The organism is Stenotrophomonas sp. AS1 (assembly GCF_048957655.1).
Lineage (GTDB): Bacteria > Pseudomonadota > Gammaproteobacteria > Xanthomonadales > Xanthomonadaceae > Stenotrophomonas > Stenotrophomonas bentonitica_A.
This window is the reverse complement of the sequence record NZ_JARVXM010000001.1, coordinates 540,890-561,366: the sequence shown is the minus strand read 5'-3', so window position 1 is coordinate 561,366 and position 20,477 is coordinate 540,890. Positions and strand designations below refer to the sequence as shown.

At 66.3% G+C, this 20,477-nt stretch carries 16 protein-coding genes; 13 read left to right on the top strand and 3 right to left on the bottom strand.

The genetic code is table 11. The features are described 5' to 3' along the window. Positions 1-3 precede the first annotated feature (3 nt). The gene (locus PV764_RS02565; protein WP_046273767.1) at positions 4-1,911 is read left to right on the top strand and encodes a polysaccharide biosynthesis protein; all 1,908 of its coding nucleotides are present in this window, start codon (positions 4-6) and stop codon (positions 1,909-1,911) included. Next, a complete protein-coding gene (gene galU, locus PV764_RS02560; RefSeq protein WP_399620744.1) occupies positions 1,911-2,792 on the top strand; it encodes a UTP--glucose-1-phosphate uridylyltransferase GalU in 882 nt (293 codons plus the stop codon). The genes PV764_RS02565 and galU overlap by 1 nt, the downstream gene beginning before the upstream one ends. Positions 2,793-3,078: 286 nt before the next feature. Here galU and PV764_RS02555 read toward each other — a convergent pair whose 3' ends face one another. The 3 genes from PV764_RS02555 to PV764_RS02545 all read right to left on the bottom strand — a co-directional run bounded on the left by PV764_RS02555 (position 3,079) and on the right by PV764_RS02545 (position 7,435). Continuing rightward, positions 3,079-4,287 (bottom strand): acetyl-CoA C-acyltransferase, encoded by a 1,209-nt coding sequence (locus PV764_RS02555; protein ID WP_399620741.1) that lies wholly within the window; start codon positions 4,285-4,287, stop codon positions 3,079-3,081. Between the two features lie 69 nt (positions 4,288-4,356). Further along, positions 4,357-6,729, bottom strand: coding sequence for a 3-hydroxyacyl-CoA dehydrogenase/enoyl-CoA hydratase family protein (locus PV764_RS02550; protein WP_421116140.1), 2,373 nt, complete (start codon positions 6,727-6,729; stop codon positions 4,357-4,359). A 43-nt stretch (positions 6,730-6,772) separates the two neighbouring features. After that, a complete protein-coding gene (locus PV764_RS02545) occupies positions 6,773-7,435 on the bottom strand; it encodes a TetR/AcrR family transcriptional regulator (protein ID WP_421116139.1) in 663 nt (220 codons plus the stop codon). A gap of 321 nt (positions 7,436-7,756) precedes the next feature. Between PV764_RS02545 and ndk the strand changes: the two genes are divergently transcribed. From ndk to guaB, 11 genes are all read left to right on the top strand, one after another. After that, positions 7,757-8,182 carry a nucleoside-diphosphate kinase gene (gene ndk, locus PV764_RS02540; RefSeq protein ID WP_008265389.1) on the top strand — a complete coding sequence of 142 codons (426 nt, stop codon included), beginning with the start codon at positions 7,757-7,759 and terminating at the stop codon, positions 8,180-8,182. Positions 8,183-8,192: 10 nt separating this feature from the next. Beyond that, a complete protein-coding gene (gene rlmN / locus PV764_RS02535) occupies positions 8,193-9,398 on the top strand; it encodes a 23S rRNA (adenine(2503)-C(2))-methyltransferase RlmN (RefSeq protein WP_019183089.1) in 1,206 nt (401 codons plus the stop codon). Continuing rightward, on the top strand, positions 9,385-10,185 hold the full coding sequence (pilW, locus tag PV764_RS02530; RefSeq protein WP_070427200.1) for a type IV pilus biogenesis/stability protein PilW: 801 nt from the start codon (positions 9,385-9,387) through the stop codon (positions 10,183-10,185). The genes rlmN and pilW overlap by 14 nt, the downstream gene beginning before the upstream one ends. A gap of 6 nt (positions 10,186-10,191) precedes the next feature. Beyond that, entirely contained in the window at positions 10,192-11,055 is an 864-nt protein-coding gene (locus tag PV764_RS02525) for a helix-turn-helix domain-containing protein (protein WP_421116138.1), read from the top strand. A gap of 59 nt (positions 11,056-11,114) precedes the next feature. Further along, positions 11,115-11,753 (top strand): YfgM family protein, encoded by a 639-nt coding sequence (locus PV764_RS02520; RefSeq protein ID WP_019183086.1) that lies wholly within the window; start codon positions 11,115-11,117, stop codon positions 11,751-11,753. Beyond that, a complete protein-coding gene (gene bamB / locus PV764_RS02515; RefSeq protein WP_019183085.1) occupies positions 11,753-12,961 on the top strand; it encodes an outer membrane protein assembly factor BamB in 1,209 nt (402 codons plus the stop codon). Before PV764_RS02520 ends, bamB begins: the two co-directional genes overlap by 1 nt. 12 nt (positions 12,962-12,973) lie before the next feature. Then, positions 12,974-14,365: a ribosome biogenesis GTPase Der gene (gene der / locus PV764_RS02510; protein ID WP_019183084.1), complete on the top strand. Its 1,392-nt coding sequence runs from the start codon at positions 12,974-12,976 to the stop codon at positions 14,363-14,365. 73 nt (positions 14,366-14,438) lie between these two features. Next, the gene (moeB, locus tag PV764_RS02505; protein WP_421116137.1) at positions 14,439-15,587 is read left to right on the top strand and encodes a molybdopterin-synthase adenylyltransferase MoeB; all 1,149 of its coding nucleotides are present in this window, start codon (positions 14,439-14,441) and stop codon (positions 15,585-15,587) included. Between the two features lie 265 nt (positions 15,588-15,852). Further along, positions 15,853-17,679 carry a monovalent cation:proton antiporter-2 (CPA2) family protein gene (locus PV764_RS02500; RefSeq protein WP_102788358.1) on the top strand — a complete coding sequence of 609 codons (1,827 nt, stop codon included), beginning with the start codon at positions 15,853-15,855 and terminating at the stop codon, positions 17,677-17,679. 79 nt (positions 17,680-17,758) lie between these two features. Continuing rightward, positions 17,759-18,640 carry a bifunctional methylenetetrahydrofolate dehydrogenase/methenyltetrahydrofolate cyclohydrolase FolD gene (gene folD, locus PV764_RS02495; protein WP_019183081.1) on the top strand — a complete coding sequence of 294 codons (882 nt, stop codon included), beginning with the start codon at positions 17,759-17,761 and terminating at the stop codon, positions 18,638-18,640. Positions 18,641-18,914: 274 nt separating this feature from the next. Next, on the top strand, positions 18,915-20,372 hold the full coding sequence (gene guaB / locus PV764_RS02490; RefSeq protein WP_046273777.1) for an IMP dehydrogenase: 1,458 nt from the start codon (positions 18,915-18,917) through the stop codon (positions 20,370-20,372). The last annotated feature ends 105 nt before the right edge of the window (positions 20,373-20,477 follow it).

Genomic DNA, 20,477 nt, shown 5'->3' with positions numbered 1-20,477 from the left:
TTTATGACGCCTTGGCAGGACCGACTTACCGGCTTGATGCCGCGCGCGGCCATCGTGGCCCACGACCTGTTCATGGTCTGGGCGTGCTGGCAGCTGCTGCACGCCGGACGCTACTCGATGCTGGCCGACGCGCCGGCATTGCCGCTCTGGAACATCGACACCTCGCTGGTGCTGGTCATCCAGGCAGTGGTGTTCTGGCGGGTGGGTCTGTACCGCGGCCTGTGGCGCTTTGCCAGCGTTGCCGATCTGCTCAACATTTTCAAAGCCAGCTTCATCGGCCTGCTCGCCATCGTGGTCGCCCTGGCGTACAAGCGCTTTGAAGGCGTGCCGATGTCCGTGCTGGTCATCTACCCCTTCGCGCTGTCGGCGCTGCTGGGCGCGCCGCGCCTGCTGTACCGCGCATGGAAGGACTATCAGGCGCTGCAGTCCGACGTCACCGCGCGCCGTGTGCTGATCTTGGGTGCCGGCCAGGCGGCCGAGGCCCTGGTCCGCGACCTGCGCCGCTCGGGTGATTTCGAGCCGGTCGGCCTGCTCGACGACGCCCCGCATCTGCAGGGCGCCAAGCTGCAGGGCCTGCCGATCCTGGGCACCCTGGAAGATGCCCCGGCCGTGGTCCGCGAGACCGCCGCCAAGCTGCTGGTGATCGCCATCCCGTCGCTGGATGCCGTGGGCATGCAGCGTGTGGTGGCCATCTGCGAAAGCACCGGCGTGCCGTTCCGGATGGTCCCCAAGCTCAACGACATCCTGCTGGGCCATTCCTTGCCGGGTGAGCTCAAGGAAGTGGCGATCGAGGACCTGCTCGGCCGCAAGCCGATCCTGCCGGACTGGGCGCTGATCCGCGGCTGGCTGGGCGGGCGTACCGTGCTGGTCACCGGCGCGGGCGGTTCGATCGGTTCGGAGCTGTGCCGCCAGTGCGCGCGCCACGGGGCAGGGCGCATCGTCCTGGTGGAGATGAGTGAGCTGCTTCTGCTGACCATCGAAGCCGAGCTGCAGCGCAGCTTCCCGGATCTGGTGGTGGAAGCGGTGCTGGGCGACTGCGGTGACCCCGCGGTGATCCGCCATGCGCTGTCGCTGTCGCGGGTGGACTCGGTCTTCCATGCCGCCGCCTACAAGCAGGTGCCGGTGCTGGAGCGCCAGCTGCGCGAAGCGGTGCGCAACAACATCCTTTCCACCGAAACGGTGGCGCGCGCCTGCGTCGAAGCGCGCATCGAGCATTTCGTCTTCATCTCCACCGACAAGGCGGTCGATCCGGTCAACGCGCTGGGTGCCAGCAAGCGCTACGCGGAGATGATCTGCCAGAGCCTGGACCAGAAGACCAGCCACACCCGTTTCGTGACCGTGCGCTTCGGCAACGTGCTGGCCTCGGCCGGCAGCGTGGTGCCGGTGTTCCGCGAGCAGATTCTCAAGGGCGGTCCGGTCACCGTGACCGACCCGGAAGTCACCCGTTACTTCATGACCATTCCCGAGGCCTGCCAGCTGATCCTGCAGGCGGCCGCGTCGGCCTCGCACGGGGCGATCTATACGCTGGACATGGGCGAGCCGGTGCCGATCCGCGTGCTGGCCGAGCAGATGATCCGACTGGCCGGCAAACAGCCCTACAAGGACATCGCCATCGTTTACACGGGCCTGCGGCCGGGCGAGAAACTGCACGAAACGCTGTTCTATTCCGACGAAGATTATCGTCCGACCGCGCATCCGAAGATTCTCGAAGCCGGCGTACGCACGTTCGCGCGTGAGCAGGTATTGGCCAATGTGCCGAAACTGCGCGAGGCGATTGCCAGCTACGATACTGATGCGATCAATAGCATTCTGTTTGCGACCATGCCCGAATTTTCTCCTCTGCAACAGGACGATCACGTCAGCTCTGCTAAAGTGCTCGCCTTTCCGGCGCGTGAGGCCACTAGGTTCTGATGAGCAAGCGTATTCGTAAGGCGGTATTTCCTGTCGCAGGGTTGGGAACGCGATTCCTGCCGGCCACCAAAACCGTTCCGAAGGAAATGCTGCCGATCATTGATCGGCCGTTGATCCAATATGCCGTGGATGAGGCGATCGAGGCGGGCTGTGACACGCTGATCTTCATCACCAACCGTTACAAGCATGCGGTCGCGGATTATTTCGACAAGGCCTACGAGCTTGAGCAGAAACTCGAGCGCGCCGGCAAGCAGGAACAGCTCGAACTGGTTCGCCATGTGCTGCCCAATGGCGTGCGCGCCGTGTTCGTGACCCAGGCCGAAGCGCTGGGCCTAGGCCATGCGGTGCTGTGTGCCAAGGCGATCGTGGGCGACGAGCCGTTCGCGGTGCTGCTGCCCGACGATCTGATCTGGAACCGTGGCAACGGTGCGCTCAAGCAGATGGCCGACGCCAACGAAGCCAGCGGCGCCAGCGTCATTGCCGTTGAAGACGTGCCGCATGACAAGACCGGCAGCTACGGCATCGTGGCCACCGAAGCCTTCGATGGCCGCCAGGGCAAGATCAGCGCCATCGTTGAAAAGCCCAAGCCCGAGGACGCCCCGAGCGACCTGGCCGTGGTCGGCCGTTACGTGCTGAGCCCGAAGATCTTCGAGCTGCTCGAAGCGACCGGGACCGGTGCAGGTGGCGAGATCCAGCTGACCGACGCCATCGCCGAGCTGCTCAAGAGCGAGCGCGTCGACGCGTACCGCTTCGAGGGCCGCCGCTTCGACTGCGGTACCCACCTGGGTCTGGTCGAAGCCACGATCCGCTTCGCCCTCGACAACGAGAAGCTGGCCGGTCCTGCACGCGAAGTGCTGCAGAAGATGCTGGCAGAGGGCTGAGAACGAGCGGCCCCCGCGCGATGCAGCGGTGGTAGTGCCGGCCGCTGGCGGGCTCTCAAGCAGCAACGGTAGTGCCGGCCGCTGGCCGGCTCTCAAGCAGCAACGGTAGTGCCGGCCGCTGGCCGGCTCCCGACGCAACAGAAAAGGGCAGCCGCGAGGCTGCCCTTTTCGTTTCCCGCCCTGCAACGACCAACGGTCGGTGGCGACCCGTTGCAATGTTGCCACCGGTCACGCCGGTCATACCCGTCGTCTCGGTGCCGACCCGCAGGCCGGCACCGATCAATCCTTACAGCGACTCGAAGATGCCCGCCGCACCCATGCCGGTGCCGATGCACATGGTCACCATGCCGTACTTCTGCTGGCGACGGCGCAGGCCGTGCAGCAGGGTGGCGGTACGGATCGCGCCGGTTGCGCCCAGCGGATGGCCCAGGGCGATCGCGCCGCCCAGCGGGTTGACCTTGGACGGGTCCAGGCCGCAATCGCGGATGACGGCCAGCGACTGCGCGGCAAAGGCTTCGTTGAGCTCGATCCAGTCCAGCTGGTCCTGGGTCAGGCCGGCCTGCTTGAGCGCTTTCGGGATCGCGGCGATCGGGCCGATGCCCATCACTTCCGGGCGCACGCCGGCCACCGAGAAACTGACGAAGCGGGCCAGCGGGGTCAGGCCGTAATCCTTGATCGCCTGCTCGGAGGCCAGCAGCACGGCGCCGGCGCCGTCGCTCATCTGCGAGGAGTTGCCGGCGGTGACCGTGCCGCCGAACTGGCCGTTGCGGAACACCGGGCGCAGCTTGGCCAGGCCTTCGGCGGACGAATCCAGGCGCGGGCCTTCGTCGGTATCCACGATCTTGTCGCGGGTGATGATGCGGCGGCCGTCGGCCAGGTCCGGCTGGCGGGTGCGCACGCCGTAAGGGCTGATCTCGTCCTTGAACTCGCCGTTCTGGATCGCGGCGATGGCCTTCTGGTGCGAGGCAAGCGCAAAGGCGTCCTGGTCCTCACGCGAGACCTTCCATTCTTCGGCGACCTTCTCGGCGGTGATGCCCATGCCGTAGGCGATGGCGACGTGGTCATTGTCGAACACGCTCGGGGCCATCGCGATCTTGTTGCCCATCATCGGCACCATCGACATCGACTCGGTACCACCGGCCAGCATCAGGTCCGAATTGCCGAGGCGGATCTGGTCGGCAGCCATGGCCACGGCCTGCAGGCCCGAGGAGCAGAAGCGGTTGACGGTCTGTGCGGCGATGGTGTCCGGCAGGCCGGCCAGCAGCACGCCGATGCGTGCCACGTTCATACCCTGCTCGGCTTCGGGCATCGCGCAGCCGATGATCGCGTCATCGATGCGGTTGACGTCCACGCCCGGCGCCTGCGCAACCACGGAGCGGAGCACGTGGGCGAGCATGTCGTCGGGGCGGGTATTGCGGAACACGCCCTTGGGCGCCTTGCCCACCGGGGTGCGGGTGGCGGCGACGATGTAGGCGTCCTGGATTTGCTTGGTCATTGCAGTGATCTCTTGAATAGGGGTTGGAAGAGGTTGCCGGCCAGCGGCCGGCACTACCGATGTCTTCCGTCAGTTCCGCAGCGGCTTGCCGGTCTTGAGCATGTGCGCGATGCGGGCCTGGGTCTTTTCCTGCTGGGCCAGTTCGACGAAGTGCTTGCGCTCCAGGGTCAGCAGCCACTCTTCGTCCACCAGCGTGCCGCGATCCACTTCGCCACCGCACAGCACGGTGGCGATGCGCACGGCGATCTCGTAGTCGTACGGGCTGATGAAGCGGCCTTCCAGCATGTTGACCAGCATCATCTTGAAGGTGGCGATGCCCACGTCGCCGGCGACCTGGATGCGGCGGGCCGGCATCGGCGGACGGTAGCCACCTTCGGCCAGCGCCAGCACTTCGGCCTTGGCGATGTGCAGCGTCTCAAAGCTGTTGAACACCACCTTGTCGGTCGCGCGCATCAGGCCCAGCTCCTTGGCGTTGACCGCGGAGTTGGAAACCTTGGCCATCGCGACGGTCTCAAAGGTCTTCTTCAGCTCGGCAAACACATCGCCGCCCGGACCGGCGGCCTGCGAGGCGCGCACGGCCAGTTCCTTCAGGCCACCGCCGGCCGGCAGCAGGCCGACGCCGGCCTCGACCAGGCCGATATAGCTTTCCAGCGCGGCCACGCTCTTGGCGCTGTGCATCTGGAACTCGCAGCCACCGCCCAGGGCCAGGCCGCGCACCGCGGTCACCACCGGCACCAGCGAATACTTGATCGCCTGGCTGGTGCGCTGGAAGTTGTGCACCATCTCTTCGAACTGGTCGACCTTGCCGGCCTGCAGCAGGCCGAGCGCGCCGGCCAGATCGGCACCGGCGGAGAAGGGTTCCTTCTGCTGCCAGATCACCAGGCCCTTGTAGTCCTGCTCGGCGCGCTTGATCGCTTCCTGCAGGCCGTTGAGCACGTGGTCGGACACGGTGTTCATCTTGGTCTTGAAGCTGACCACCGCGATGCCGTCACCGTCGTGCCACATGCGCACGCCGTCGTTTTCAAACACGGTTTCGCCCGGGCTGAAGTTCTCGCCCAGCAGCGGATCCGGGAAGCGCTGGCGCTGGTACACCGGCAGCGCCGAGCGCGGCAGCTTGGCATTGCGCGACGGGCTGTAGCTGCCCTCGGCGGCATGCACGCCGTCGCGGCCATCGAACACCCAATCCGGCAGCGGCGCATTGCTCATGCTCTTGCCGGCGACGATGTCATCGGCGATCCACTGTGCGACCTGCTTCCAGCCGGCGGCCTGCCAGGTTTCGAACGGGCCCAGCGACCAGCCGTAGCCCCAGCGGATGGCCAGGTCGACGTCGCGCGCGGTCTCGGCGATGTCGGCCAGGTGGTAGGCGCTGTAGTGGAACAGGTCGCGGAAGGTCGCCCACAGGAACTGCGCCTGCGGGTGCTGGCTCTCGCGCAGCTTGGCGAACTTCTCGGCCGGGTTCTTGATCTTCAGGATCTCGACCACTTCCGGTGCGGCGGTGCGGTCGGCCGGACGGTAGTCCTGCTTCTCCAGATCCAGCACCACGATGTCCTTGCCAACCTTGCGGAAGATGCCGGCACCGGTCTTCTGGCCGAGCGCGCCCTTGGCGATCAGCGCGTCCAGCCACTTCGGCGACTTGAAGAATTCATGCCACGGATCGTTGGGCAGGGTGTCGCCCATGGTCTTGATCACGTGCGCCATGGTGTCCAGGCCGACCACGTCGGAGGTGCGGTAGGTCGCCGACTTCGGGCGGCCGACCAGCGGGCCGGTCAGGCCGTCCACTTCATCGAAGCCCAGGCCGAATTCCTGCGTGTGGTGGATGGTGGACAGGATCGAGAACACGCCGATGCGGTTGCCGATGAAGTTCGGGGTGTCCTTGGCATACACCACGCCCTTGCCCAGGGTGGTGACCAGGAACGCTTCCAGGCCTTCCAGCACGGCCGCGTCGGTGGTGGTGGCCGGGATCAGCTCGGCCAGGTGCATGTAGCGCGGCGGGTTGAAGAAATGCACGCCGCAGAAGCGGTGGCGCAGCTGCTCGGGCAGCACGTCGGCGAGCTTGTTGATGCCAAGGCCCGAGGTGTTGGAGGCCAGCACCGCGTGATCGGCCACGAACGGGGCGATCTTCTTGTACAGGTCCTGCTTCCAGTCCATCCGTTCGGCGATGGCTTCGATGATCAGGTCGCAGTCCTTCAACTGCTCCAGGCCGGTCTCATAGTTGGCCGGCGTGATCGCCTCGGCGTAGGACTTGCTGGCAAGCGGGGCAGGGCTGAGCTTGCCCAGGTTGGCAATCGCCTTGAGCACGATGTCATCGGCCGGACCTTCCTTGGCGGGCAGGTCGAACAGCACCGTGTCGACGCCGGCGTTGGTCAGGTGGGCGGCGATCTGGGCGCCCATGACACCGGCACCCAGCACGGCGGCACGGCGGACTAGCAGGGAATTGGACATGTCGATAAGCCTTTGTTGTCTGGAAGCCGGTCAGCGCCCGGCTCTACGGGGTGGAAAGGGAGGACGTCGAAGCGCTCGAGGCCGCGCTGGCGCGGAATCCGGCTTCGGCGAAATGAATCAGTTCCTGGGCGGCATGGGCACGATGCGCCGCTTCGGTGACACCGGCGGGTCGCTTGATCAGGCCGAAGTCGGCCATGGCATAGGTCAGCGAGCCGGCGAGGAAATCCAGGCGCCAGTACAGTTCCTCCTTGCAGAGCTCCGGCACGCAGGCGGAGATCGCCTTGCCGAAGTCGCGCAGGACGTGGCCGTAATGGTCGGAAAGGAACTTGCGCAGGTTGTCGTTTTTTTCCGCGTAGGCGCGGGCGATGACGCGCACGAAGGCGCCGCCGGTCTGGCGGTCCTGGGCCATGGCCAGGGCCGGCTCCACGAAGGCGGCCAGCACCGGGCGCAGTTCACCGGGGTGCTCGCGGCGGGCGCTGTCCAGCTGGCTTAGCCGGGCCGAGGTCATTTCATCCATGCGGCGGCGGAACACCTCGTTGACCAGGTTCTCCTTGGACCCGAAGTGATAGTTGACCGCGGCGATGTTCACATCGGCCTGGCTGGTGACCTGGCGCAGAGAGGTGCCCGCGAACCCGTGCAGGGCGAACAGTTCCTCGGCGGCGCCGAGAATGCGGTCCTTGGTGGAGAAGTGGGCAGGTTTGGCCATGGGGCAGGCTAGTTCAATCAAACGATTGTTTGATATTAGACCCGTGGCTGCGCCGCTGCATTGTGCGGCGCAGCAGCAAGAGGCATTCGTTCATCCGCCGCTGTGTCGTGCCGGCCCGTGGCTGCCAAGCCCCGCAACTGCCTGAACGGGGCGCGCTACCCCGTCCGGTCCACGCCTGCCACGCATGGCGTGGCACTACCGGAGATGGGGAGGACACGTTAGAATTGGCGCACGTATATCAGGCTAAGCCCGCGTTTTGACGCGGGTTTTTTTCATGTTAACCTCGGGCCGATCAAGTGGCCCGCCCAACGGAGTATTCCCATGGCGCTGGAGCGCACCCTTTCCATCATCAAGCCGGACGCCGTCGCCAAGAACGTCATCGGTGAAATCTACGCCCGCTTCGAAAAGGCCGGCCTGAAGGTCGTCGCCGCCAAGTACAAGCAGCTGTCGCGCCGTGAAGCCGAAGGCTTCTACGCCGTGCACCGCGAGCGTCCGTTCTTCAACGCGCTGGTCGAGTTCATGATCTCCGGCCCGGTGATGATCCAGGCGCTGGAAGGCGAGAACGCCGTGCTGGCCCACCGCGACCTGCTGGGCGCCACCAACCCGAAGGAAGCCGCCGCAGGCACCATCCGCGCCGACTTCGCTGAATCCATCGATGCCAATGCCGCCCACGGCTCGGACTCGGTTGAGAATGCCGCGATCGAAATCGCTTATTTCTTCGCCGCGACTGAAGTCGTCTCGCGCTGAGAGTGATGCCGTGAACGAGGTCGTACAGCCAACCGCCATCCCATCCGTGCTCGTTCCGGGCCCGGCTGTGGCCAAGCAGAACCTGCTCGACCTCGATCGCGAGGGTCTGGAGCGCTTCTTCGCCGAGACACTCGGCGAAGCGCGCTACCGTGCCCATCAGGTGATGAAGTGGATCCACCATCACTACGTCACCGATTTCGATGAAATGACCGACCTCGGCAAGGCGCTGCGCGCCAAGCTCAAGCAGCATGCCGAGGTGCTGGTTCCGAACATCGTGTTCGACAAGCCCTCCGCCGACGGCACCCACAAGTGGCTGCTGGCGATGGGTACCGATGGCAAGAACGCCATCGAAGCGGTCTACATCCCGGACAAGAACCGCGGCACGCTGTGCGTGTCTTCACAGGTCGGCTGCGCGCTGAACTGCACGTTCTGTTCGACCGCTACCCAGGGCTTCAACCGCAACCTCTCCACCGCCGAGATCATCGGCCAGGTGTGGGTCGCGGCGCGCCATCTGGGCAACATCCCGCACAAGCAGCGTCGTCTCACCAACGTGGTGATGATGGGCATGGGCGAGCCGTTGATGAATTTCGACAACGTCGTGCGCGCCATGAGCGTGATGCGCGATGATCTGGGCTACGGCCTGGCCAACAAGCGCGTGACGCTGTCCACCTCCGGCCTGGTGCCGCAGATCGACCGCCTGTCCACCGAGAGCGACGTGTCGCTGGCGGTATCGCTGCATGCGCCCAACGATGCACTGCGCGAGACCCTGGTCCCGCTCAACAAGAAGTACCCGATCGTCGAGCTGATGGCCTCGTGCGCACGTTACCTGCGCGCCAACAAGCGCCGCGAATCGGTCACCTTCGAATACACCCTGATGAAGGGCATCAATGACCAGCCCGAGCACGCCCGCCAGCTGGCGCGGTTGATGCGCCAGTTCGACAACGCCGTGCAGGCCTCGAACTCGGGCAAGGTCAACCTGATCCCCTTCAATCCGTTCCCGGGCACGCGTTACGAGCGTTCCGGCGAAACCGAAATCCGCGCCTTCCAGAAGATCCTGCTCGATTCGCAGGTGCTGACGATGGTGCGGCGTACCCGTGGCGACGATATCGATGCCGCCTGTGGCCAGCTCAAGGGCCAGGTGATGGACCGTACGCGCCGCCAGGCCGAGTTCAACAAAACGCTGCAGGACGGGAAAAACCGGGATGCCGCTGCCTGATCGCCGATTGCCAGCCGTTGTGTTCTTCGCGCTGGCATTGGCCGGCTGTGGCAAACAGCAGGGGATCAAGCCGCCGTCTGGTCCACTCGAGGTCGCGCCGACCTACGAGGCCCGCGACAACCCCGAGATCCGCAAGCGGGTGAACTACCAGGACCAGATGGTCCTGGCTGGCGAATCGCTGCGCGCGGGCGCCCCGGATGCCGCCGAGAAGCGGGTGCGGGCCGCGATGAAGATCGATGCGCGCCGCCCCGAGGCCTACATGCTGCTGGCGGCGATTGCCACCCAGCGCGGCAACGAGGCCGAAGCCGGGCGCCTGTACGGCAAGGCGGCCGAGCTGGGCCCCGAGCGCGGCGACGTTCTCAACAATTATGGTGCCTGGCTATGTGCTCATGGCCAGCCGGCCGAGTCGCTGGCCTGGTTCGACCGGGCGCTGCAGGCCCCGGGCTATACCACCCCGGCCTCCGCCCTGGCCAATGCCGGGGGCTGTGCACTGGACGCAGGCCAGCCCGCGCGGGCGGTTCGGGACCTCCGGCGGGCGCTTGAGATAGATCCCGTCAATGCCTACGCGCTGGAGTCGATGGCCCGCAATGAGTACGCCGAAGGGCGTTATTTCGAGGCCCGCGCCTTTTCGCAACGGCGTTTGACGGCTGCACCGGCCACACGTTCCGTGTTACAACTTGCCTCTCAAATCGAGGCGCGGCTTGGCGACAGCGTGGCATCCGGTCGCTATCTGCAGCGAATTCATGACGAATTTCCGCAGGATGCGGCACCTAATCCCCGGGGTTGAAGCATTGTGATTGATGACCAGACTGTGAACGCTTTTGATACTGCGGCCGGTTGCGGAGCTCGTCTTCGCCAGGCCCGGGAAGCGGCCGGACTGACCCTGGAGGCCGTGGGGCAGCAGCTGCGCATGCCGGTCCAGGTAGTGAAGTCCCTTGAAGAAGAGCAGTGGCAGCGCCTTGGCGCGCCGGTCTTCGTCCGTGGCCAGCTGCGCAGTTATGCCCGCCTGCTGAAGGTGGACATCGACGACATCCTCGAGCAGGCCCATATCGGGCCGATCGTGCCGCCACAGCTGGTCAGCCATACCCATACCCCGCGGGCCCGCCGCATTGCCGAGAGCCTGGGCCGTCGCGTCCTGTATGTCGGCATCACCGCGGTGCTGGCCGTGCCGGTCTGGTTCGCCACCCGGGGTCATTTCGATGGCACCGCCACCACCCCGAACACTGCGTCGCTGGATGTGATCCCGGCGGCGGTCCCGGTGGCCGGTGGTGACGCCCCGGAAGCGGCCGCACCGGCGGCCGTCGAAGGGGCCAAGCCGTCTGCGCCGGCAGCGCCGTACCTGGCGTCGCTGACCCCGGTCCCGCGTCCGGCCGCCGCGCCGGCAGCGCCGGCTGGTGCACTGAGCCTGCAGTTCAAAGGCGACAGCTGGGTGGATATTTCCGGGCCCGACGGCACCACCGTCGAAAAGGCCCTGATCAAGTCGGGCGAGACCCGCAGCTTCGCGCCAGGCCAGGTAGCCCGCATGGTGCTGGGCAATGCATCGGCGGTCGAGGTTCAGCAGGCCGGCACTATCGTCGACCTTTCGCCGTACCAGCGAGCCAACGTGGCACGCTTTACGGTATCCTCTGACGGCTCCGTGGTCCCAGTTTCGCACTGAACCGCGTTTCCCCAATCCAATTCAAATAGCTCCTCCTCATGGGCGGGGCGAGAGTACGCATGGCGATCGACGACCTGCTCGACGAGCACGAACAAAGTGAACGCGTCCGCGGCTGGCTGCGGAAGAACGGTGTCAGCATCCTCGCTGGCGTAGCCATCGCGATCGGTGGCATCTGGGGCTGGAAAGAGTGGCAGACCCGGCACAGCAACAGCCTGGCCGGCGCCAACGTCCAGTACCAGATCGTCCTCAAGAGCCTGGAGGAAAAGGATCTGGAGCAGGCCGCCAAGGGTGTGAAGGACCTGGAGAGCGGCAAGGCCAACATCTACGCCGATCTGGCTGCCCTGCAGCTGGCCAAGGCGCAGGTCGATGCCGGCAAGAACGAAGACGCGCTGGCGACCCTGCGCGCGATCAAGGCCGACCCCGAGTTCAAGCCGGTGATCGAGCAGCGCGTTGCGCGCCTGCTGGTGGCCACCGGCAAGACCGAAGATGCGATCAAGCAGCTCGGTACCGCTACCGACAGCGCCAGCCTGGAAATCCATGGCGATGCACTGATGGCGCAGGGCAAGCGTGATGCCGCCCGCGAGCAGTATGAGAAGGCGCTCAAGACGCTGGACGTGGCAGCGCCCCAGCGGCGCCTGCTGGAAACCAAGTTGACGGATGCCGGTGGCACCGTCACCGATCCTGCGGAGTCGGTGTAATGAATCAGATGGTCATGATCAAGCGCGTTGCCACGGTTGCCCTGTTGGGCATGGCCCTGACCGGCTGCAGCACGATGAAGGGCTGGTTCGCCGGCAAAGATGCCGCGGCCAAGAAGGCACTGGAACCGGCCGAGCTGGTGAAGTTCGATGCCACCGCCAAGGTCGACAAGATCTGGACGGCCAACGTCGGCAAGGGTGAGAAGCGCATCGGCGTCCGTCAGGGCCCGGTGGTCGCCGATGGTCGCGTCTACGCGGCCGCCATCTACGGTGGCGTGCATGCCATCGACCTGCAGACCGGCAAGAAGATCTGGACCTACGAACCGGCCAAGGTCAAGAAGCAGCCCAAGCTGCGTCTGTCCGGTGGCCCGGGCGTGGGTGACGGCCTGGTCGTCATCGGCACCCTGGATGGTGAAGTCATCGCGTTGAACGCGGCCGACGGCACCGAGAAGTGGCGTGCCAAGGTGCCGGGTGAAGTCATCTCCGCCCCGGCCGTGGGCCAGGGCATGGTGTTCGTGCGCAGCAACGACGGTCGCGTGACCGGTCTGGATGCCGAGAACGGCACCCAGCGCTGGTTCAACCCGCGTGAGCTGCCGGCGCTGACCGTGCGTGGCAACGCGCCGGTCGTCACCGGCCCGGGCGTGCTGTTCATCGGCAACGACGACGGCTCCATCGCCGCGCTGGCCATGCAGGACGGCCGCACGCTGTGGGACCAGATGGTCGGCACCGGCGAAGGCCGTACCGAGCTGGAGCGCATGGCCGATATCGACGGCGCCCCGGTGCTGGAAGGCAATACGCTGTTCGTCAGCAGTTTCAAGAACCAGACCATGGCGATCGAAGGCCCGACCGGCCGTCCGCTGTGGGCACGTGATCATGGCGGCGCCGGTGGCGTGGCCCTGACCTCGGGCAATGTGTTCGTCACCGACAACAAGGGCGGCGTGTTCGGCCTGGACAAGGCCAGCGGTTCGGCCATGTGGTCGCAGACGGGCCTGGCCCGTCGTTCGCTGACCGGTCCGGTCATCCACGGCGATTACGTTGTGGTCGGTGATTACAAGGGGTATCTGCACTGGTTGCGGACCGATAACGGTGAGTTCGCGGCGCGCGCCAAGAGTGGCGGCGACGCCCTCCTGGCCCAGCCGGTAGCCGCCGATGGGATTCTGCTGGTGCAGAACGTTGATGGAAAGCTGACCGCATTCCGGTTGGCACAATAAGGAGTTACCGCGATGCTGCCCTTGGTCGCCCTGGTTGGACGGCCGAATGTCGGCAAGTCCACGCTGTTCAATGCGTTTACCCGTACGCGCGACGCGCTGGTCCATGACCAGCCCGGCGTGACCCGGGACCGTAATTACGGTGTTTGTCGTCTTGATGAAGACCACCCGTTCCTGGTGGTCGATACCGGCGGTATCGCCGGTGAAGAAGAAGGTCTGGCCGGCGCTACCGCCCGCCAGGCCCGCGCTGCCGCCGCCGAGGCGGACCTGATCCTGTTCGTGGTCGATGCTCGTGAGGGCCCGATGGACGACGAGATCCTGTCCTGGCTGCGCAAGCTGGCCCGTCCGACCCTGCTGCTGATCAACAAGATCGACGGCATGAACGAAGACACCGTGCGTTCGGAATTTGCCCGTTACGGCTTCGGCGAAATGCTGACCGTCTCGGCCGCGCACCGTCAGGGCCTGGATGATCTGCTGGACGAGGTCGTGGAACGGTTGCCGGAAGAGGGCACCACCGAGACCCTGGACACTGATCCGAACCGCATTCGCATCGCCTTCGTCGGCCGCCCCAACGTGGGCAAGTCGACGCTGGTCAATCGTCTGCTCGGCGAGGAGCGCATGATCGCCTCCGAAGTGCCCGGTACCACCCGTGATTCGATCGCGGTGGACATGGAGCGCGACGGGCGTGAGTACCGCCTGATCGATACCGCCGGCCTGCGTCGCAAGGCGCGTGTCGAGGAGGTGGTCGAGAAGTTCAGCGTCATCAAGACCCTGCAGGCCATCGAGCAGTGCCAGGTTGCGGTGCTGATGCTGGATGCCTCCGAAGGCGTGACCGACCAGGACGCCAGCGTGCTCGGCGCGGTGCTTGATGCCGGCCGTGCGTTGGTGGTGGCGATCAACAAGTGGGATGGCCTGACCGATTACCAGCGCGAGCAGGCTGAAGCCCTGGTGTCGCGCAAGCTCGGCTTCGTGCCGTGGGCGGAAGTGGTGCGCATCTCGGCCAAGCACGGCTCGGGGCTGCGTGAGCTGTTCCGCTGCATCCACGCCGCGCACGCCTCGGCGACGCATGAGTTCAGCACCAGCGAAGTCAACAAGGCGCTGGAAACGGCCTACGAGACCAACCCGCCGCCGGCGATCCGTGGTCACGTGTCCAAGCTGCGCTATGTGCATCCGGGCGGTTCCAACCCGCCGACCTTCATCGTCCACGGCACCCGTCTGAAAGACCTGCCGGAGTCGTACAAGCGCTATCTGGAGAACTTCTTCCGCAAGCGCTTCAAGCTGGTCGGCACGCCCGTGCAGTTCATCTTCCGCGAGGGTGTGAACCCGTACGAAGGCAAGAAGAACGTGCTCACCGAACGGCAGCTCAAGCGCAAGCGCCGCTTGATCAAGCACGTCAAGGGCAAGTGATGCAGAAAAGAGCCGGCGCAAGCCGGCTCTTTTCATTGGGGCGGCCGGCGCGCCCGTGCGCGATAATCCCCGCATGAGCACGATCCCCGAACTCACCCCGGCCCAGGCCCGTGAACGCCTCGCCCATGGCGCGCTGCTCATCGACATCCGCGAGGCGCACGAACGCGCCACCGGCATGGCCGAAGGCGCGCTCGGCATCGCCAAGGGCGATCTCCAGGCCGAGCCCGGCACGCTCCTGCCGGCCATCGACCGCGAGGTCGCCCTGATCTGTCAGAGCGGCAGGCGTTCGATGGAGGCCGCGGTTTTCCTGTCGGACCTGGGCTACACGAATGTCGCCTCCGTCCACGGCGGCACCACCGCCTGGCGCGGTGACGGCCTGCCCCTGGTGCAGCCGATGCAGAGCGATGCCGAGCGCGACTTCAACGAGCGTTACTCGCGTCACCTGCTGTTGCCGCAGGTCGGTATCGAAGGCCAGAAGACGCTGCTCGCTTCGCGCGTGCTGGTGCTCGGCGCGGGCGGCCTGGGTGCACCGGCGAGCTTCTACCTGGCCGCGGCCGGGGTAGGGCACCTGCGCATCGCCGATGACGACGTGGTGGACCGCAGCAACCTGCATCGGCAGATCATCCACACCGATGCCAGCGTTGGTGAGCCCAAGGTGCTCTCGGCGCGCGCACGCCTGCTCGCGCTCAATCCCTCGCTGGACGTGGAGGCCGTGCAGGCGCGGGTCACCTCGGACAACATCGATGCGCTGCTGGAGGGTGTCGACGTGGTCCTGGATGGTTCGGACAATTTCCCGCTGCGCTACCTGCTCAACGATGCCTGCATGCAGCACGGCATCCCGCTGGTGTACGGCGCGGTGGAGCGCTTCACCGGCCAGGTCAGCGTGTTCGATGCCGGCCGCCAGCGTGGGATCGCGCCGTGCTACCGCTGCCTGTTCCCCGAGCCGCCGCCGCCGGAGTTCGCGCCCAACTGCTCGGAGGCGGGCGTTCTGGGCGTGTTGCCGGGCATGGTCGGCCTGCTGCAGGCCACCGAAGTGCTCAAGCTGCTGCTCGGCATCGGCGAGCCGCTGATCGGGCGCCTGCTCACCTTTGACGCGCTGGGCATGCGCTTCCGCGAGACGCGGCTGCGGCCCGACCCGGGTTGCCCGTTGTGCGCGCCCGGGCGCGACTTCCCCGGGTACATCGATTACGCGGCGTTCTGCAGCGGCGGTGGAGCCGCGTAGATCCACGCCATGCGTGGATGCGGTTCGCCAGGGTCCACGTAGATCCACGCCCTGCGTGGATGCCGTTGGCGAGGGGCCGCCAGGTCAGCGCAGCCACGCATGGCGTGGCTCTACCGCTGGGTTCGGTCGCGATTTCGGGACGATCTGGCATCCAGGTTCGATATCGTTCTGAATTCAGTACGATTAAACGCATCATCCGCGCTATTGCCCTTCCGCGCTTTGCCCTATCGTTGACCCATCTTGTGCAGTCCGGGGAAGCAACCGCATGGCGGTGGAAGCAGGTGCCAGTGAACTGGTGAAAGTAGTGGCGCTGCTGGGTGCGGCCGTGGTCATGGTGCCGCTGTTCCGCCGGCTTGGGCTGGGCTCGGTGCTGGGCTATTTCGCCGCCGGGCTGGCCATCGGCCCGTTCGGGTTCGGGTGGTTCTCCGATCCGCAGGCCATCCTGCATACCGCCGAGCTTGGCGTGGTGATGTTCCTGTTCGTGATCGGCCTGGAGATGCGGCCCTCGCATCTGTGGAGCCTGCGCAACGAGATCTTCGGGCTGGGCACACTGCAGATCGTGGTCTGCGGCACGGTGCTGACCGGCGTGTGCATGCTGCTCGGTTTCCCGTTGCCGGTGGCCTTCATCGGCGCGGCCGGTTTCGTGTTGACCTCAACCGCGGTGGTGATGCAGTTGCTCGCCGAGCGCGGCGACATCGCGCTGCCCACCGGCCAGAAGATCGTCTCGATCCTGCTGTTCGAAGATCTGCTGATCGTGCCACTGCTGGCCGTGGTCGCGTTCATGGCGCCGGTGCACAGCGATGCGGGCGAGAGCTCGCGCTGGGTCACCGTGGGTATCGCCGCCGGCGCGATCGTCGGCCTGGTGCTGGTCGGCCGCTTCCTGCTCAATCCGCTGTTCCGCATCCTTGCTGCCGCCAAGGCGCGCGAAGTGATGACGGCGGCCGCGCTTCTGGTTGTGCTCGGCGCCGCGCTGCTGATGCAGCTGGGTGGCTTGTCGATGGCGATGGGCGCGTTCCTCGCGGGCGTGCTGCTCAGCGAGTCCACCTTCCGCCATCAGATCGAAGCGGACATCGAGCCGTTTCGCGGCATCCTGCTCGGCCTGTTCTTCCTCAGCGTCGGGATGGCGCTGGACCTCACCGTGGTCGCCAACAACTGGCCGCTGATCGTCTCCGGCGTGTTCGCGCTGATGCTGGCCAAGGCGGTCTGCATCTACGTGGTCGCGCGGATCCTCGGCAGTGATCATCGGCAGGCGCTGGACCGCGGCGTGGTGATGGCGCAGGGCGGTGAGTTCGCGTTCGTGCTGTTCTCCGCCGCGGCGGTAGCCGGCGTGATCGACGTGCAGGTCAACGCCAACCTCACCGCGATCGTCGTGCTCTCGATGGCGCTGACGCCGCTGTTCGTGCTGCTGCACGACAAGCTGATGCCGGATCGCGAAGTCTCGCTCGACGGCGTCGAAGAAGCCGACGGCCTGTCCGGCAGCGTGCTGCTGATCGGCTTCGGTCGCTTCGGCCAGGTGGCGAGCCAGTCGCTGCTGGCGCGCGACGTGGATGTGACCATCATCGACAACGACGTGGACATGATCCACAACGCCGAGCGTTTCGGGTTCAAGATCTACTACGGCGACGGCACCCGCCTGGATGTGCTGCATGCGTCTGGCGCAGGGACAGCGCGTGCGATCGCAGTGTGCGTCAACAACGACCAGGATGCCGATCGCATCGTCGAACTGGTCACCCACGAGTTCCCCCAGGCCAAGCTGCTGGTGCGCTCGTTCGATCGCGAACATTCGCTGCGCCTGATCCATGCCGGCGTGGACTTCCAGATCCGCGAGACCTTTGAATCGGCCCTGCAGTTCGGCCAGGCCGCGCTGATGGAGCTGGGCGCGGATCCGGATGATGCGCGCGAGATCGCCGAGCAGATCCGCGAGCGGGATGCCGAACGCTTCGAGCTGGAGATGGCGGGCGGCGACCTGCGCGCCGGCGCGCACATGGTGTTCGGCAGCGCGTTGCCGGGCGTGCCGACGCCCACGCCGTTCACCGCGCCCAAGCGCAAGGCGCGCACGCTCAACGCCGACCAGGTGCCCGAAGAAGAATAAGGCGCCGGCGCTACCGGTGGGCGGGGCGGGCCGAATCAGGGACAATAGCCGACCGTCGCCCCCACGCCTGCCGCCCTCGATGAGCTCACCGACCCCCGACACCGTCTCTTCCGCCCGCATTCTCGACGGCCGCCGCATCGCCGAAGACCTGCTGGACAGCCTCAAGGTCCGGGTCGATGCCCGCCTGGCTGCCGGTGGCAGCCGTCCGGGCCTGGCCGTAGTGCTGGTGGGTGGCGACCCGGCCTCGACCGTGTACGTGCGCAACAAGCGCCGTGCGGCCGAGAAAGTGGGCATCGAAGCCTTCGATTACGACCTGCCGGCCGGCACCACCGAGGCCGAGCTGTTGACCCTGATCGACCAGCTCAACGCCGATCCCAAGATCCACGGCATCCTCGTCCAGCTGCCGCTGCCGGGCATCCCGGACGCCAACCGCCTGATCCACCGGATCGACCCGCGCAAGGACGTGGACGGGTTCCACCCGGAAAACGTCGGCCATCTGGCCCTGCGTGAGTTCGGCCTGCGCCCGTGCACCCCGCGCGGCATCGTGACCCTGCTCGGCCATACCGACCAGCCGGTGCGTGGCCGCAATGCCACCATCGTCGGCGTCAGCAACCATGTCGGCCGCCCGATGGGGCTGGAGCTGCTGATTGCCGGCTGCACCGTCACCAGCTGCCACAAGTTCACCCCCAAGGACGTGCTGGAGCAGTCGGTGCGCAATGCCGACATCCTGGTGGTCGCGGTGGGCCGCCCCGGCATCGTCCCGGGTGAGTGGGTCAAGCCGGGCGCCGTGGTGATCGACGTGGGCATCAACCGCCTGGATGACGGCCGCCTGGTCGGCGATGTCGGCTTCGAGGCCGCCGCCCAGCGCGCCAGCTGGATCACCCCGGTCCCGGGCGGGGTAGGGCCGATGACCGTGGCCACCCTGATGCAGAACACGATCGAGGCGGCCGAGGCGTTCTGACCCGGGTAGTGCCGGCCGCTGGCCGGCGCAGGCTGTGGCCGCGATCCCGGACCGGCCGACACCTGCCGCCCCTGCGGTCCTGGGCTGCCGCCCCTGGTAGAGCCGACCGTTGGTCGGCTGCTCTTGGCGCGGTGGCAGATCGATCCAGAGGCAGCCGACCAACGGTCGGCTCTACCCCCCGACCGTCGGCGCGACACAGCGTCGCATCTGACCCCTGCCAAAGACGCCCGAATCAGGGTAAAATGTCGCGCTTCCCCACATCTCGGGTATGCCGATGCTGCGCATCCAGGCTGAAGCTCTCACCTACGACGACGTCTCCCTCGTCCCCGCTCATTCCATCATCCTGCCCAAGGACGTCAGTCTGGAAACGCGCCTGACGCGCGACCTGCGGCTGAAGCTTCCGATCCTTTCGGCTGCCATGGATACCGTTACCGAAGCCCGCCTGGCCATCGCCATGGCCCAGCTCGGCGGCATGGGCATCATCCACAAGAATCTGAGCGTCGAGCAGCAGGCTGCCGAAGTCGCCAAGGTCAAGAAGTTCGAGGCCGGCGTCATCCGCGACCCGATCACCGTCGGCCCGGAAACCACCATCCGCGACGTGCTGGCCCTGACCCAGGCGCGCAACATCTCCGGCGTGCCGGTGGTGGACGGCGGCGGCCAGCTGGTCGGCATCGTCACCCACCGTGACATGCGCTTCGAGACCGAGCTGGACGATCCAGTCCGCCACATCATGACCAAGAAGGATCGCCTGATCACGGTCAAGGAAGGCGCGGCCTCCGATGAAGTGCTGCAGCTGCTGCACCGCAACCGCATCGAGAAGATCCTGGTCGTCAACGATGATTTCGCCCTGCGCGGCCTGATCACCGTCAAGGACATCCAGAAGAACACCGATTACCCGAACGCCGCCAAGGACACCGCCACCCGCCTGCTGGTCGGCGCGGCCGTCGGCGTCGGTGGCGATACCGACCGCCGGGTCGAGGCGCTGGTCGCCGCCGGGGTGGACGTGCTGGTGGTGGACACCGCGCACGGCCACTCGCAGGGCGTGCTGGACCGCGTCAGCTGGGTCAAGAAGCACTTCCCGCAGGTGCAGGTCGTCGGTGGCAACATCTGCACCGGTGAAGCCGCACTGGCGCTGCTGGACAGCGGTGCGGACGCGGTCAAGGTCGGCATCGGCCCGGGCTCGATCTGCACCACGCGCGTCGTCGCCGGTGTCGGCGTGCCGCAGATCACTGCGATCGACCTGGTCGCCGAGGCGCTGCAGGATCGCATCCCGCTGATCGCCGACGGTGGCATCCGCTACTCCGGTGATATCGGCAAGGCGCTCGCCGCCGGTGCCTCCACCATCATGATCGGTGGCCTGCTGGCCGGTACCGAGGAATCGCCCGGCGAGACCGAGCTGTTCCAGGGCCGCTCCTACAAGAGCTACCGCGGCATGGGCTCGCTGGCCGCGATGGAGAAGGGGTCCAAGGACCGCTACTTCCAGGACGCCTCCAGCGCCGACAAGCTGGTGCCCGAAGGCATCGAAGGCCGCGTGCCGTATCGCGGCCCGGTCGGCGGCATCATCCACCAGCTGATGGGCGGCCTGCGCGCCACCATGGGCTACGTGGGCTGCGGCACCGTCGATGACATGCGCACCAAGCCGAAGTTCGTCAAGATCAGCGGCGCCGGCCAACGTGAGAGCCACGTCCACGACGTGCAGATCACCAAAGAGCCGCCGAACTACCGCGCCTGATGCGGCATGAGCAAAGAGGAACGAGGAAGCTGATTCCCGTTCCTCTTTCTCTATCGGCCGCCGGTAACGACGCTGTGTTTCCCGTATTTACTCCTGCATTGCCCG